We start from the raw sequence: 14,725 nt of genomic DNA on the forward strand, positions 1-14,725 counted from the left end.
GACACGCTGCCAGCCTGCCGCCCCCAACCGCCAGCGGTTAGGAGACACGCCCTAGCCCCGAACCCACCAAAATGGCCATTTCGGTGGTGTGGAGGGGCCAAAGTCGCGACTTCGGCCCCTCACCGCGGAGGCAGGCGCCCGGGGGAGGGCGCGGGGCCCGGCAGACTGGTCGGGTGACCGCACCTGCGCCCATCCGGGTCGACCCGCCGTCCACCGACGGCGAGCGTGCTGCGGTGGAGGCCTGGCTGGACTTCCACCGGGCGACGCTGCTGACGAAGTGCGCCGGCCTGACGCCGGAGCAGCTCGGTGAGCGGTCGGTGCCGCCCTCGGGTCTGAGCCTGCGCGGGCTGCTCCGGCACATGACCGACGTCGAGCGGTACTGGTTCACCCGGGTCGTCGCCGGGCGTGAGGCGCCGACGGTCTATCGGGCCGACGAGGACGACGCGGAGTTCGACGGGGTCGGGGCCGACGGCGACGACCCGACCACCGCCGTCCCGGCCGAGCTGGCCGCCTTCACCGCGGAGGTCGAGGCCAGCCGAGCGGTCGCCGCAGGACACACGTCGCTGGACGACGTCGCCGTCGGGCTCCGGTACGGCGAGCGGGTGTCGTTGCGCTGGGTGTACCTGCACATGGTCGAGGAGTACGCCCGGCACAACGGCCACGCCGACCTGCTGCGCGAGTGCACCGACGGCACCACCGGCCGGTAGCGCCGCCACCGGCTCGGTACCGCCGCCACCAAAATGGCCATCTTGGTGGTCGCGGAGGGGCCGGAGTCGCGATTTTGGCCCCTCGGGTCAGCGACGGCGCCCTCGGGGCTCAGCGGATGGCGCCCCAGGGGAGGACGGCGTGGACGCCGACGACCTGGTTGACCACCTGGGTGACCCGCAGGTCGACCACCACGCTGGCCAGGGCGAGGGCGTCGGAGCGGCCGATGCCGTGCAGTGCGGCCAGGACGTCGAGCATCGCGTCCAGCGCGATCGCCATCGCCTCGTCCAGGTCGTCGGCCACGCCCATCGTCACCCAGCCGACGGGGGTGCGGGCGATCGGCGTGGTGACCGGGGCGCCGAAGAGGTCCGGCAGCACGTCGAGGGTCAGGTCGACGGCGTCCATCGGGCACTCGATCGCCGTCCCGGCCACCTCGCCGTCCCCCTGCGCGGCGTGCCCGTCGCCGACCGACAGCAGCCCGCCGGGCACGGTCACCGGCAGGAAGAGCGTCGACCCGGCGACGAGCTCGCGGCAGTCGATGTTCCCGCCGTGCCAGTACGGCGGGACGGTCGAGTGCTGGCCGGGCTGGGCCGGCGGCACGCCCATCACGCCCAGGAACGGCCGCAGGGCGACGGAGTGGCCGGCCTGGTTGCGGCCGATCCCGGCAGTGCCGTCCAGCGTCCAGCGGTGGACGACGGGCGCCGCCGTCACCCCGAGCCGCTCGTTCAGCGCGGTGGAACGCAGCCCGCAGTACGTCGTCCCGAAGGCCCCCGGGACGACGTCGTCGATGCGGACGGCGAGCACCTGCCCCGGCGCGGCGCCCTGGATGCCGACCGGGCCGGTGAGCGCGTGTCCGGCGGCCGGGTCGTACGCCGGGTGCCGGGGTCGCTCGGCCAGGTCGGCTGTGGTGTCAGCGCCGGTGTACGGGCCGGTCGACCAGCCGGAGTCCAGCGTCCCGATGCGCACCGTCGTCCCCGGCTCGACGGTCAGGGCCGGCGGGAGCGAGGGGTCCCAGTACCCGTGCAGCGTGCGCTCGTCGGGCAACAGGACGTGACGGGGCTCCATGCGCTCATCCTGCCCGCGACAGAGATGGCCATTTCTGTCGCGGGGTCCTCCGTCAGAGGAGGGCCTGCTGGACCAGGGGGCGGAGGTGGTTGCGCACCGGCAGCGTGCTCGAGGGCAGCAGCTGTGTGTAGAAGGTGACCGTCAGGTCCTCCACCGGGTCGACGTAGAACTCCGTGGACGCCGCCCCGCCCCAGCTGTACGTGCCCACGCTGGACACCCCGCCGTAGCGCACCGGGTCCAGCACCATGGAGAACCCGAGCCCGAAGCCGACGCCGCGCAGCGGGGTCTCGGCGTACAGCGGCCGGCCGGCGGTCTCCAGGTCCAGCCCGCCGGGGAGGTGGTTGCGCACCATGTGCGCCACGGTGCGGGGGCCCAGCACCCGGCCGGCGTCCGGGTCGTCACTGACCGAACCCCCGCGGCGCAGCATCTCGACGAACCTCAGGTAGTCACCCGCGGTGGAGACCAGCCCGGCGCCGCCGGCGAGGAAGGTGGGCTTGCGCAGTGCCGCCTGGGCGAAGGGGGCCGGCAGCAGCGTCACCCCGGGGCCGTAGAGCTGGGCCAGGGAGTCGACGTCGTCCTCGGGGCGCAGCCCGAAGGACGTCTCGGTCATGCCCAGCGGCCCGAACACGCGCTCGGCGAAGACCTCGTCCAGCGGCTTGCCGGCGACGACCTCGAGCAGCCGGCCGAGCACGTCGGTGGAGACGCCGTAGTTCCACTCGGTGCCCGGCTGGAACAGCACCGGCATCTCCGCGAACTGGCGCACCACCTCGGCCGAGTCGGCGCCGGGCGGGGTGCCCCACTCGTGGCCGCGCAGCCGGTACAGCCCGTCGACCGGGTGGGCGTGGTGGAAGCCGTAGGTGAGCCCGGAGGTGTGGGTCAGCAGGTGCCAGACCCGGATCGGCTCCAGCAGGGGCACGGTCACCGGCTTCTGCGCCGGGCCGGCGGTCCAGACCCGGGTGTCGGCGAACTCGGGCAGCCAGCGGCTGATCGGGTCGGTGAGCTCGAAGGCGCCCTCCTCGTACAGCGACATCGCCGCGACCGAGGTCACCGGCTTCGTCATCGAGTAGATGCGCCAGCGGGTGTCGACGGTGACCGGCAGGCCGGCCTCGACGTCGCGCTTCCCGTGCCGGCCGACGTGCACCAGCCGGCCGTGCCGGGCGACGGTGACCAGGAACCCGGGCAGCTGGCCCTCGTCCACGTAGCGGGCCAGCCGGCGGTCCAGCCGCTGCAGCCGGCCGGCGTCCAGCCCGACCTCGGCCGGGTCGGTGGTCACGGACAGGTCGGTCTGCACAGCCGTCACGCGGCACTCCGCTCGTCGCGGGCACCGCTCCCCGATGAGCGACGCCCCCGCCGGGCATCCTGGCACGGGGTGCCAGGAGCGCGACGGGGGCGTCGGGGTGGTGCTCGGTGCGGCCCCGGGACGGGGCCTCAGCTCACTGCACCGGGACGGCGGCAGCAGCCTTCTTGAGGTTGGAGCCGGCGGTCACCTTGGCGGTGTGCGCAGCGGCGATCTCGATCGACTCGCCGGTCTGCGGGTTGCGGCCGGTGCGCGCCGAACGCTGCGCGCGCTCGACGGTCAGCAGACCGGGGACGGCGACCTTGTCACCCCGGGTGATGGCCTCGACGAGCTCCTCCTGGAGCCCGTTGAGCACCGAGTCGACGGTCGACGCCGGGACCTCGGCGCGCTTGGAGATGGCGGAGACGAGTTCGGCCTTGTTCATTGTGTTCCTCTCGCGTGGGTGGAGCAGCCCACCCCGGTGCGGGGTGGGCGCAGACGTGGTGTCGCGCCTGGCCGACCGGGTGCGTTCCCCGGTCGTCCTGGTGGACCTCCGAGTCTCCACCGTGCCAACTCGCTGGACACCAGGTGTGCAGCGGGGGTCCGGTGGGCGGATCTGGCCGACCCCGTCGTCGACCAGGAACGGCGGGCACGTTGCCATGCCGACCTGGGTGTTGGCGAGCGGGGACCCCGGATTTCCGGGGATTTCGTGCTCGTTGGTCACAACCGTCACGTTCTGTGGGCCGTCCGGCCCGGCGCGCGTCCTCCCGGCGGTCGACTTAGCGTTGGGCTCATGCCTCAGCTCCCCGGGACCGATCTGACCGTCAGCGACCTCTGCCTGGGTGGCAACGTGTTCGGCTGGACGGCCGACGAGCCGACGTCCTTCGCCCTGCTCGACCGCTTCCTCGACGCCGTGCCCAGCACCCAGTCGCCGTTCGTCGACACCGCCGAGATGTACGGCGACGGCGTCTCCGAGACGATCCTCGGCAACTGGATGGCCGAGCGCGGGATGCGCGACCGGATGGTCGTGGCCACCAAGGCCTCGCCGGGGGAGAAGGAGCACCCGCTCTCGGCCCCGGAGATCCGGGCCGCGGCCGAGCGTTCGCTGCGCAACCTGCAGGTCGACACCATCGACCTCTACTACGCGCACTACGACGACGAGACGACGCCGCTGGAGGAGACGCTCACCGCCTTCGACGAGCTGGTGCAGGCCGGCAAGATCCGGTACGCGGCGGCGTCGAACTACTCGGCGAAGCGGCTGACCGAGGCGCTGGACACCGCCCGGCAGCTCGGCGTCACCGGCTACGTCGCGCTGCAGCCGCACTACAACCTGATGGAGCGCGAGGCCTACGAGGGCGAGCTGGCCGGTGTGGTGGTCGATCGCGGTCTGGGGTCGATGCCCTACTTCGGGCTGGCGCGCGGCTTCCTGACCGGCAAGTACCGGGCCGGGGAGACCATCGACTCGCCGCGGGCCAAGGGTGCGGCGAAGTACGTGGGGGAGAAGGGCGACCGGGTGCTGTCCGCGCTGGCCGAGGTCGCCGAGGCGCACAGCGTGACCGGGGCGGCCGTGGCGCTGCGCTGGCTGGCCGACCAGCCCGCGGTCACCGCGCCCATCGCCAGTGGTCGCTCGGTGGAGCAGCTGGCCGACCTGCTGCCGATGCTGGACCTGGTGCTCACCGACGAGGAGCGGCAGCGCCTCACCGACGCCAGCGCATGACGTCGGCTCCCCGGCCCCGCTGCAGGGGCCGGGGGAGCTGCCACTAGACGGCGACGATGTGGGCGCGGACCTGCTCGACGAGCTCGGGCGGCACGCTGCCCAGGCCGTGGTCGGCGGTCGCGTGTGCGGCGACCTGACCGAGGACGGCGTCCTCGTCCGAGCCGGTGAACGTCATGGTGCAGCCGGGGACGACGTCCCCGCAGGCGAATGCCTTCATGTGGGCTCCAGTGCGAAGGTGGTGCGGGGACCCGTCCGCCGGACGACGGTCGGAGTGGTGCACCGGGGCTGGGTCAGGGCCCCGGGGGCTCAGGAGGTGGCGGCCGCCGCCGCCAGGTCCTCGACCCGCAGCAGGCCGAGGACGGCACCGCTGCGGTCGGTGCACAGGACCGGGTCGAACCGGTGCACGGGCGGGCGGGTGAGCGCGCGCTGCAGGGTCTCGGTGACCCCGGCCGACGGGTGCACGCGCAGCGACACCGGCGCCCGGTACGGCGCACCGGTCCGCAGGTCGGCGAGCACCAGCTCGGTGGGCACCTCGGTGCGGTCGACCACGACGTAGGGCGGCGGGCCGTCGTCCCCGTCGAACGCCTCGCGCTGGCGGATCGGGCGCAGCAGGCTGGCGACGCTCTCGGTCAGCTGGGCGCGGGCCACCTGGGCGCGCACCAGCTGGGTGACCTCGGGGGTGAGCGGGGCGAAGTGCGGTGTGGGGCGGCCGAACAGCCACCCCTGGGCCAGCGGGACGCCGAGCCGGGCGAAGACGGCGAGCTCTCCCACGGTCTCCACCCCCTCGGCGAGCAGCCAGGCGTCGATCCGGCTGGTGAAGGTGCCCACCATCTCGGCGAGCGCGGCCTTCACCGGGTCGGTGTCGGCGCCGGCGACCAGGGCCCGGTCGAGCTTGACCAGCTGTGGCCGGACCTCGGCGAGCTGCTGGAGCCCGGCGTAGCCGGAGCCGGCGTCGTCGATGGCGATGAGCGCGCCGCGGCCCCGCAGCGCGGCGGTCTGCTCCCGCAGCGCCCGCAGGTCGGGGGTGGGCATGTGCTCGGTCAGCTCGACGACCACCCGGCGCAGCGTGGCCGGCTGGGCGAGGGCGGCGGCGACCGGCGCGGTGCCCAGCAGGTGCGGGCTGACGTTGACGGTCAGGAAGGTGTTGGGCGGCAGGTCCGGCAGGGCGGCCAGGGCCTTCCGCAGGGCGAGTGCCTCCAGCTCGGCACCCAGGCCGGCCTCGGCGGCGGCGGCGAACCACACGTCGGGGGAGGCGGTGCCCGGGAACCGGGCGAGCGCCTGGTAGCCGGCGACCTCGGCCGAGGCCAGGTCGACGATCGGCTGGAAGACGACGGTCAGGTCCTCCTCACCCGCGAGCAGCGGGCGGCAGTCCCAGTGGTCCGGGAGGGTCGACGTCACCTCCTCTGGATCGGCCGCACCGCCCGGCTGCTTGAGGCCGTCCGCACTCCGGCAGGGGACCGCTCTCCGGCCGTCGGTCCGGGGCTCTGCGGGCCGGACGTGCCAGCATGGGGCAGCCCGCTCCGAGTCGGGCGTGTCGGCGGTCGTCGGCACCCGTGTCCGGCCACGCCGACGCCAGCAGGGGAGGCAGCCAGCCGTGCCCGCACCGAGCACGCCTGCCGGACCCGACCCGCTGGCCGACCCGGCCCGCGTCGTGGTGGTCCGCCGGCTGCTCGTCGAGCTGCCCGGGAGCGCGCCGTTCGACCGGCTGGCCCACCTGGCCACCCGGCTGCTGGCCGTCCCGACGGCGCAGGTCGTGCTGCTCACCGACGTCGCGGTGCGGGTGGGGGGCTTCGGCCGGCCGACGGTGATGGGGTCGGCCACCCCGCTGGACCAGGTGTTCGGCAGCGTCGCCGCCCGCCTGCGGGCGCCGTTGGTGGTGCCCGACACCGCGGCCGACCCGCGGGTCGCCGGGCTGTCGGTGGTGGCCTCCGGCGAGGTCCGCGCCTGCCTGTCCCTCCCGCTGGTGCTCACCGCCGGTGACGTGGTGGGCGCGCTGACCCTGCTCTCCCCGGAGCCCCGGCCCTGGAGCGAGGACGACGTCACCCTCGCCGGGGAGGTCGCCGCCACCGTCGTCACCGAGCTGGAGCTGGTCGCCGCCTCGATCGCGGTGCGGTCCTCGCTGAGCCGGCTGGAGCTGGCGCTGGAGGCCAGCGAGGTCGGCAGCTGGGAGCGGGACCTGCGCACCGGGGTGACGACGTGGGACGAGCGGAACGCGGCCATCTTCGGGCTCCCGGGCCCGGTCGTGCTCACCGGCGACGAGGAGATGACGAAGCGGATCCACCCCGACGACCACGGCGTGGTGCAGCAGGCGATGCAGGCCGCCCTCGCGGGCTCCGGGGAGTTCGTCGTCGAGATGCGGGCGCTGCGGCCCGACGGTGAGGCCCGGTGGACGGTCTCCCGGGGCCGGGTGGTGCGCGACCAGGCGGGTGAGCCCGTGCGCCTGCTGGGCACCTCCGTGGACGTCACCGAGGCCCGCCGGCAGGCGCAGGTGCGGCTGGCCGCGGTGCAGCGTGCCGCGGTGGTCGCCGAGGTCGCCGCAGAGCTGGCCAACGCCGACCGGATGTCGGACCTGGCGGAGGCGGCCCTGCGGGGCGCGGCCGTGCTCGGCGCCGACGCCAGCGCGCTGGCCGTCTTCGCCGGCGGGCACGGGCCGCTGCGGCTGCACATGACCCGCCGCCTGGTCGACGCGGTCGAGTCGGGCACCGACGCCGTCCTGTCCGACGAGGGCGTGGAGCTCCCGCTCGACGACGAGCTCCCCACCCAGTACGTGGCCCGGTACGGGGAGACGGTGCTGCTGCCCGACCGCGCCTCGGCGGTGGCCCGGTTCCCCCGGATGGCCGAGGTCGGGGACCTGGTCGGGGTCCGCGCCCTGGCCGCGCTGCCGCTCCGGCTCGAGGGCCGGGTGCTGGGGAGCTTCGTGGCGGTGTGGGCCGAGGACCACCCGTTCGACCCGGAGGACGTCGAGCTGCTGGGCGCGCTCGCCGCCCAGATCGGGCTGAGCATCTCCCGGCTGCACGCCGATGCCCAGCGGGACGCCGCGGTCGCCGAGATGGCCGCGGCCAACGCCCGGCTGGAGCTGCTGGCCGAGACCGGCCGGGTGCTCTCGGGGACCATGGAGATCACCGAGCAGCTGGGCCGGCTGGCCGAGCTGGTGGTGCCGGCGCTCGGCGACTGGTGCTGGGTCGTCGTCACCGACGAGCACGGCCGGATGCGCCAGCTCGCCTCGGCGCACCGCGACCGGGCAAGGTCCGGCGAGCTGGCCGACTACGTCCGCTCGATGGTCGGCGGGATGACCGAGCACGCCGCCGCACGGGTGGTCACCCGCACCGGGCGGCCGTTGCGGGTGCCCGGTCTGGACGCCGCCTACATCTCGCGGGCCCTGCCGGACCCGGTCGCCCAGGAGCAGCTGGCGCGCCTGCACCCCGACTCCGGCATCGTCGTCCCGCTGGTCAGCCGGGGGCGCACCCTCGGGGCGCTGGGCCTGTACGTGAGCGCCGAGCGGGGCCGGCACAGCGACGCCGCGCTGGAGACCGCCCTGGAGCTCGGGCGACGGGCCGGGGTGGCGCTGCAGCAGGCCCGGCTGTTCGGCCAGCAGCGGCAGCTGGCCGAGACGCTGCAGCGGAGCATGCTGACCGCGCCGCCGGCGCCGGACCACTGCGAGATCGCCGTCCGGTACGTGCCGGCCGCGGCCGGGGCCGAGGTCGGCGGTGACTGGTACGACGCGTTCGTCCAGCCCGACGGGGCGACCGTGCTGGTCATCGGCGACGTCGTCGGGCACGACAGCCGGGCCGCGGCGGCGATGGGCCAGCTGCGCGGGCTGCTGCGCGGCATCGGGCACCACACCGGCGGCACCCCGGCCGAGGTGCTCACCGGCCTGGACCGGGCCAGCGCCGGCCTGGACCTCGACGTCATGGCCACCGCGCTGATCGCCCGGCTGGAGCAGGACGACCCGGAGCTGTCGGCCGCGCAGACCCGGGTGCGCTGGGCCACCGCCGGGCACCCGCCGCCGGTGCTGATCAGCGCGGACGGCGAGGTGACCGTGCTGGACGGGGACGACCCCGACCTGCTGCTGGGGGTGGAGCCGGGCACCGCACGCAGCGACCGGGTCGCGGTCATCGGCCGCGGCGGCACCCTTCTGCTCTACACCGACGGGCTGGTGGAGCGGCGCGACCGGGACCTCGACGCCGGGGTCGCCGAGCTGTGCCGGGTGCTGGCCGGGCTCACCGAGCTGCCGCTGCAGGAGCTGTGCGACCGGCTGCTGCAGCGGATGTACCTGCCCGACACCGAGGACGACGTCGCGTTGCTGGCGGTCCGGCTGCACCCGCAGGACGAGCCGCGGCCTCCAGAGGCCGGCCCCCAGCGGGTCCCGCCGGGCATCGAGCCGTCCCCGGACGTCCACCCGGCAGCGGCCGGCCCCGCCTGACGGCCAGGGACCACCACAATGGCCATTGTGGTGGTCCCTCCCCGCTACTGGGCGGGGGCCATCTCCAGGGCGGTCGCGGTGGCGTCCTGCTGGGGCTGCGCCCCGGCCGACCGCAGCGCGGCGTCGTGCGCGGCCATCGCCTCCTGCCGGCCCGGCTCCTCGGCCACGATCGCGCAGTTGAGCCACGACTCGGGGATGGCGAAGCCGTCGACCAGGGTGCGCATGTGCGGCCGCAGCTCCTTGAGCAGGTCGTTCACCACCCCGGTCAGCGCCTTGGCCCGGGTGGGGGTGAGCCGGCCGTGCTCGAGGAACCAGCCCTTGTCGGCCTCGATGGTGCTCAGCGCGTAGAGGTCGCAGACCCGCGCCAGCAGCGCCTTCGCGGCCGGGTCGGTCGTGCGCTCGATGCCGGCGACGAAGGCCTCCAGCACGACCCGGTCGATGTGCGCCTCGGCCATGGTCAGCACGTGGTCCTGCACGTCGTTGAAGATCTCGAACGGGCGGTCCTTCTTGGCCGCCGCGCCCCCGCGGAGCCGCCGGATGGCGCTCTCCAGGAGGTGCTTCTCGCGGTCCTCGAAGGCGGCCAGCTGCCAGCCCCGGTCGAGCATCGAGACGTCCTCGTCCCGCCCGGGCACGGCGTCGACCAGCCGCTGGATCAGCCCGCGGGCCGCCGTCCGCTCCAGCACGGTCTCGCGCACCTGCTCGGCGACGAAGGCCGCCCGGCCCCAGCCGTCCAGCGAGCCGAAGGCGTCCCGGTAGCCGGTGAGCAGGCCCTTGGCGACCAGCTGCATCAGCACCGTGTTGTCGCCCTCGAAGGTGGTGAAGACGTCGGTGTCGGCCTTGAGCGTGGGCAGCCGGTTCTCCGCCAGGTAGCCCGCCCCGCCGCAGGCCTCGCGGCACAGCTGGATGGTCCGGGTCGCGTGCCAGGTGGTCACGGCCTTGATCCCGGCCGCCCTGGACTCCAGCTCGCGCTGCGCGGCCTCGTCGACGTCGGCGCTCCCCAGCACGTCGTGCATGGTCGACGTCAGCTCCTCCTGCGCGAAGCTCAGCGCGTAGGTCTTCGCCAGGGCCGGCAGCAGCTTGCGCTGGTGCACCAGGTAGTCGTTGATCACGACCTCCCGGTCCTCGCCGGGGGCGGAGAACTGGCGGCGGGTGTCGCCGTAGCGGACGGCGATCTCCAGGGCCACCTTCGTCGCCGACCCGGCCGAGCCGCCGACGCTGACCCGCCCGCGCACCAGGGTGCCGAGCATGGTGAAGAAGCGCCGGGTCTCGTTCTCGATCGAGCTGGTGTACGTGCCGTCGGCGGCCACCTGGCCGTAGCGGTCCAGCAGCATGTCGCGCGGCACGGAGACGTGGTCGAAGGTCAGCCGCCCGTTGTCCACCCCGAGCAGCCCGGCCTTGGGGCCGTCGTCGCCGATCGTGACGCCGGGCACCGGGGCGCCGTCGGCGGCCCGGATCGGGACGAGGAACGCGTGCACGCCCCGGCCCTCACCCTGGGTGATCAGCTGGGCGAACACGACAGCCATCCGGCCGTCCTTCGCGGCGTTGCCGATGTAGTCCTTGCGCGCGGCCTCGTGCGGGGTGTGCAGGTCGAAGGTCTGCGTGGCCGGGTCGTAGGTGCAGGTGGTGCGCAGCTGCTGGACGTCGGAGCCGTGGCCGGTCTCGGTCATCGCGAAGCAGCCGGGCAGGGCGAAGCTCATGATGTCGGGCAGGTAGCGGTCGTGCTGGCGCTTCGTGCCCAGTGCCTGGACCGCCCCGCCGAACAGCCCCCACTGCACGCCGGCCTTGACCATCAGCGACAGGTCGGTGAGGGCCAGCATCTCGATGGAGGTCACCGAGCCGCCGGCGTCGTCGGCGCCGCCGTACTCGACGGGGAAGCCGTAGGCGACGCGACCGGTGGTGGCCAGCTCCGCGGCGAGCGCGGTGACCCGCTCCCGAGCCTCGGCCATCGACTCGCCGTACACCGGGGCCCAGCGCGGGTCGTCGAGCTGTGCACGGCTGTCCCGGCGGACCTGCGCCCAGCGGCCGTCGAGGACCTCGGTGAGCCGGGTGGGGTCGACCGGCGGCAGGGGGGTGGGGGTGCTGGTCATGGTTCCTCCATCGGACTCGCGGGTGCAGGAGTTGAGGGGTCGGGGGTCACGACGCCGCGCAACCCCGTCCAGGCCAGGTCGGTGAGGTGGGTCGCCAGCTCGGCCCGCGGCATGGGGCGGTCGGCACGCAGCCACCAGTCGGCGGCGGCCCGGACCAGCCCGATGACGCCGTGCCCCCACGGGGCGGCCGCGGCGGTCCCCTGTCCGGCGCTGGTCAGCGCGGCGCCGACCAGCGCCCCGACCTCGTCGCCGACCAGGTCGGACAGGCTGCTGATCGGGTCGGCATCGACCGGCCGGTCGACCAGCGCCTGCCCGACGACGAAGCGGTAGACCTCCGGGTCGGCCTCGATGAAGGCCAGGTAGGTCTCGACGGCGGCGGTGACCATCTGCCGGGGGTGGTCGCTGCTGCCCATCGCCTCTCGCAGCTTGCGGGTGAGCTGCGCCGCCACGCGCGCGCAGACGGCGACGTACAGCTCGCTGCGGTCGGCGAAGTGCCGGTAGACGACGGTCTTGCTGGTGCCGGCCTCGGCCGCGATCTCCTCCATGCCGACGCCGGCGCCGTGCTTGCCGACCGCCGCGAGGGTGGCGTCGACCAGCTGCTCGCGGCGGGCACGGCGGTGCTCGTCCCAGCGGGAGTCGCGCCGGTCCCGCGGGCTGGCCGCCGTCTCCATGTTCACGACACCGACGGTACCTGATACTCTGGGTATCGATTAGCTCGTCCCGCATCGACTCCCCCCGAGGGGCCAAATCGCGACTTTGGCCCCTCGGGAGGTCCTGGAGGTCCCCATGGCACCGCAGACCCGGAAGGCCGCGATCGTCGGCGGCAACCGCATCCCGTTCGCCCGCTCCAACGGCGCGTACGCGCGGGCCAGCAACCAGGACATGCTCACCGCGACCCTCGACGGGCTCGTCGCCCGCTTCGGGCTGCAGGGTCAGCAGGTGGGCGAGGTGGTCGCCGGCGCCGTCCTCAAGCACGCCCGCGACTTCAACCTGACCCGGGAGAGCGTGCTGGGCTCCCGGCTGTCGGCCGCCACGCCGGCCTACGACGTCCAGCAGGCCTGCGGCACCGGTCTGGAGGCGGCCGTCCTGGTCGCCAACAAGATCGCCCTGGGGCAGCTCGAGTCCGGCATCGCCGGGGGCGTCGACACCACCTCCGACGCGCCGATGGCCCTGAACGAGGACATGCGACGGGCGCTGCTGGCGGTCAACAGCGCCAAGACGCTGCAGCAGCGGCTCAAGGCGCTGTCCGGGATCCGGCCCGGTCAGCTGGTCCCGGAGGTCCCCCGCAACGCCGAGCCGCGCACCGGCCTGGCGATGGGCGACCACGCGGCGATCACCGCCGCCGAGTGGGAGATCGGCCGTGAGGAGCAGGACGAGCTGACCGTCCGCTCGCACCAGGCCCTCGCCGCGGCCTACGACCGGGGCTTCTTCGACGACCTGGTGACGCCGTTCCTCGGCCTCACCCGCGACCAGAACCTCCGGCCGGACAGCTCGCTGGAGAAGCTCGCGAGGCTGAAGCCGGTGTTCGGGCAGGGTGCGGACGCCACGATGACGGCGGGCAACTCGACTCCGCTGACCGACGGCGCCTCCGCCGTCCTGCTCGCCTCCGACGAGTGGGCCGCCGAGCACGACCTGCCCGTGCTGGCCCACCTGGTCGACGCGCAGACCGCCGCGGTCGACTACGTGCACGGTGGCGAGGGGCTGCTGATGGCCCCGGCCTACGCGGTGCCGGTGCTGCTGGCCCGCAACGAGCTGACCCTGCAGGACTTCGACTTCTACGAGGTCCACGAGGCGTTCGCCTCCACGGTGCTGGCGACGATGAAGGCCTGGGAGGACCCGGCGTTCTGCAAGGACAAGCTGGGGCTGGACGCGCCGCTGGGCTCGATCGACCGGGCCAAGCTCAACGTGCACGGCTCGTCGCTGGCCGCCGGGCACCCGTTTGCCGCGACCGGCGGCCGGATCATCGCGACGCTGGCCAAGGCGCTGCACGAGGCCGGCCCGGGCAAGCGCGGCCTGATCTCGATCTGCGCCGCCGGCGGCCAGGGCGTCGTCGCGATCCTCGAGTCCTGAGCCCCGCACGAACGGAAGGACGCACCATGAGCGACTGGTACCGCGACTTCGCCAACTCCGGCTTCGGCACGACCATCACCAAGCAGCTGGGCCTGCCCCGGCCGGCGCAGCTGCGCCGCTACGAGCCCGGGCAGCCCCTGCTCCCCGGCCCGGCCGTGGTCGGCTCGGCCGGGGAGGGCCGGCTGCGCGATGAGGTCACCGGGCTGCTGCGCGACGCCGGGGTCACCGTCGTGTCCCCGGTGGCCGCCGACGGCTCGACCGACGGGGAGCGGCTGGCGGCGGTCCTGCTCGACGCCACCGGGCTGACCGGGCCGGCCGACCTGGCCGCAGCGCACGACTTCCTCGCCCCCGCGCTCAAGCGGCTGCGGCCGTCGGGCCGGGTGCTGGTGCTGGCCGACCCGCCGACGGGGACGTCGTCCCCGGCCCAGGCCGCCGCGCGGCAGGCGCTGGAGGGGCTGGTCCGTTCGCTGGCCAAGGAGCTGCGCAGCGGCTCGACGGCGAACCTGGTGCACGTGCCCCTCGGCGCGGAGGGCTCACTGGCCAGCCCGCTGCGGTTCTTCCTCTCCGGCCGCTCGGCCTACGTCGACGGCCAGGTCCTCGCGGTGACGGCAGCCGAGCTGCCCAGCGCCGCTGACGCCGAGCAGCCGCTGGCCGGCAAGGTCGCCGTCGTCACCGGTGCCGCGCGCGGCATCGGTGCGGCCATCGCCCGGGTGCTGGCCCGGGACGGCGCCCACGTCGTCGCCGTCGACGTGCCGGCGGCCGGCGAGCAGCTGGCCCAGGTGGCCAACGAGGTCGGCGGGACGGCGGTCGCGCTGGACATCACCGGGGACGACGCCGGCCCGCGGCTGGCCGCCCAGCTGGTGGCCCGGCACGGCGGGGTGGACGTCGTCGTGCACAACGCCGGCATCACCCGGGACAAGCTGCTGGTCAACATGGACGCCGCTCGCTGGAACTCGGTGATGGCGGTCAACCTGCAGGCCCAGCTCGACCTCACGCAGGCGCTGCTGGCCACCGACGGGGCGCTGAAGCCCGACGCCCGGGTCGTCTGCGTCAGCTCTCAGTCCGGCATCGCCGGCAACCGCGGGCAGACCAACTACGCGGCGTCCAAGGCCGGTGTCATCGGCATGGTGCGCAGCTGGGCGCCGGAGTTCGCCGAGCGCGGGGCCACGATCAACGCCGTCGCGCCCGGCTTCATCGTCACCGAGATGACGGCGAAGATGCCGCTGGGCACCCGCGAGGTCGGCTCCCGGCTCAACTCGCTGCAGCAGGGCGGCCTGCCGGTCGACGTCGCCGAGACGATCGCCTGGCTGGCGCAGCCGGGCAGCGCCGGGGTGAACGGCCAGGTCGTCCGGGTCTGCGGCCAGTCGCTGCTGGGGGCCTGA

General features: G+C 74.5%; 12 protein-coding genes. 5 read left to right on the plus strand and 7 right to left on the minus strand.

The window, feature by feature from the left end:
* Positions 1–173: 173 nt before the first annotated feature.
* On the plus strand, positions 174–707 hold the full coding sequence (locus IN07_RS12290; RefSeq protein ID WP_036336172.1) for a DinB family protein: 534 nt from the start codon (positions 174–176) through the stop codon (positions 705–707).
* Between the two features lie 109 nt (positions 708–816).
* Here the strand turns inward: IN07_RS12290 and IN07_RS12295 are convergent, their stop codons facing one another.
* From IN07_RS12295 to IN07_RS12305, 3 genes are all read right to left on the minus strand, one after another.
* Positions 817–1,770 carry an acetamidase/formamidase family protein gene (locus tag IN07_RS12295; protein ID WP_052091199.1) on the minus strand — a complete coding sequence of 318 codons (954 nt, stop codon included), beginning with the start codon at positions 1,768–1,770 and terminating at the stop codon, positions 817–819.
* A gap of 52 nt (positions 1,771–1,822) precedes the next feature.
* On the minus strand, positions 1,823–3,070 hold the full coding sequence (locus IN07_RS12300; RefSeq protein WP_231558247.1) for a serine hydrolase domain-containing protein: 1,248 nt from the start codon (positions 3,068–3,070) through the stop codon (positions 1,823–1,825).
* Between the two features lie 133 nt (positions 3,071–3,203).
* A complete protein-coding gene (locus IN07_RS12305) occupies positions 3,204–3,491 on the minus strand; it encodes an HU family DNA-binding protein (protein ID WP_036336174.1) in 288 nt (95 codons plus the stop codon).
* A 348-nt stretch (positions 3,492–3,839) separates the two neighbouring features.
* On the opposite strand from IN07_RS12305, the gene IN07_RS12310 reads away from it, so the two are divergent.
* Positions 3,840–4,763 carry an aldo/keto reductase gene (locus IN07_RS12310; protein ID WP_036336175.1) on the plus strand — a complete coding sequence of 308 codons (924 nt, stop codon included), beginning with the start codon at positions 3,840–3,842 and terminating at the stop codon, positions 4,761–4,763.
* Between the two features lie 43 nt (positions 4,764–4,806).
* Here the strand turns inward: IN07_RS12310 and IN07_RS24730 are convergent, their stop codons facing one another.
* Entirely contained in the window at positions 4,807–4,980 is a 174-nt protein-coding gene (locus IN07_RS24730; protein WP_081975368.1) for a DUF1059 domain-containing protein, read from the minus strand.
* A gap of 89 nt (positions 4,981–5,069) precedes the next feature.
* The gene (locus IN07_RS12315; protein WP_036336176.1) at positions 5,070–6,161 is read right to left on the minus strand and encodes an EAL domain-containing protein; all 1,092 of its coding nucleotides are present in this window, start codon (positions 6,159–6,161) and stop codon (positions 5,070–5,072) included.
* Positions 6,162–6,357: 196 nt separating this feature from the next.
* Here IN07_RS12315 and IN07_RS12320 point away from each other — a divergent pair, with 196 nt between their 5' ends.
* The gene (locus IN07_RS12320; protein WP_231558255.1) at positions 6,358–9,186 is read left to right on the plus strand and encodes a SpoIIE family protein phosphatase; all 2,829 of its coding nucleotides are present in this window, start codon (positions 6,358–6,360) and stop codon (positions 9,184–9,186) included.
* A 44-nt stretch (positions 9,187–9,230) separates the two neighbouring features.
* Here IN07_RS12320 and IN07_RS12325 read toward each other — a convergent pair whose 3' ends face one another.
* Complete coding sequence (locus IN07_RS12325; protein ID WP_036336177.1) at positions 9,231–11,273, minus strand: acyl-CoA dehydrogenase family protein; 2,043 nt, start codon at positions 11,271–11,273, stop codon at positions 9,231–9,233.
* Positions 11,270–11,944, minus strand: coding sequence for a TetR family transcriptional regulator (locus IN07_RS12330; RefSeq protein ID WP_036336179.1), 675 nt, complete (start codon positions 11,942–11,944; stop codon positions 11,270–11,272). Before IN07_RS12330 ends, IN07_RS12325 begins: the two co-directional genes overlap by 4 nt.
* A gap of 115 nt (positions 11,945–12,059) precedes the next feature.
* On the opposite strand from IN07_RS12330, the gene IN07_RS12335 reads away from it, so the two are divergent.
* Together IN07_RS12335 and IN07_RS12340 are read left to right on the plus strand one after the other, a co-directional pair.
* Positions 12,060–13,343 carry an acetyl-CoA C-acetyltransferase gene (locus tag IN07_RS12335; RefSeq protein WP_036336180.1) on the plus strand — a complete coding sequence of 428 codons (1,284 nt, stop codon included), beginning with the start codon at positions 12,060–12,062 and terminating at the stop codon, positions 13,341–13,343.
* A gap of 26 nt (positions 13,344–13,369) precedes the next feature.
* Complete coding sequence (locus IN07_RS12340) at positions 13,370–14,725, plus strand: 3-oxoacyl-ACP reductase (RefSeq protein ID WP_036336181.1); 1,356 nt, start codon at positions 13,370–13,372, stop codon at positions 14,723–14,725.

This window comes from Modestobacter caceresii (genome assembly GCF_000761485.1).
Lineage (GTDB): Bacteria > Actinomycetota > Actinomycetes > Mycobacteriales > Geodermatophilaceae > Modestobacter > Modestobacter caceresii.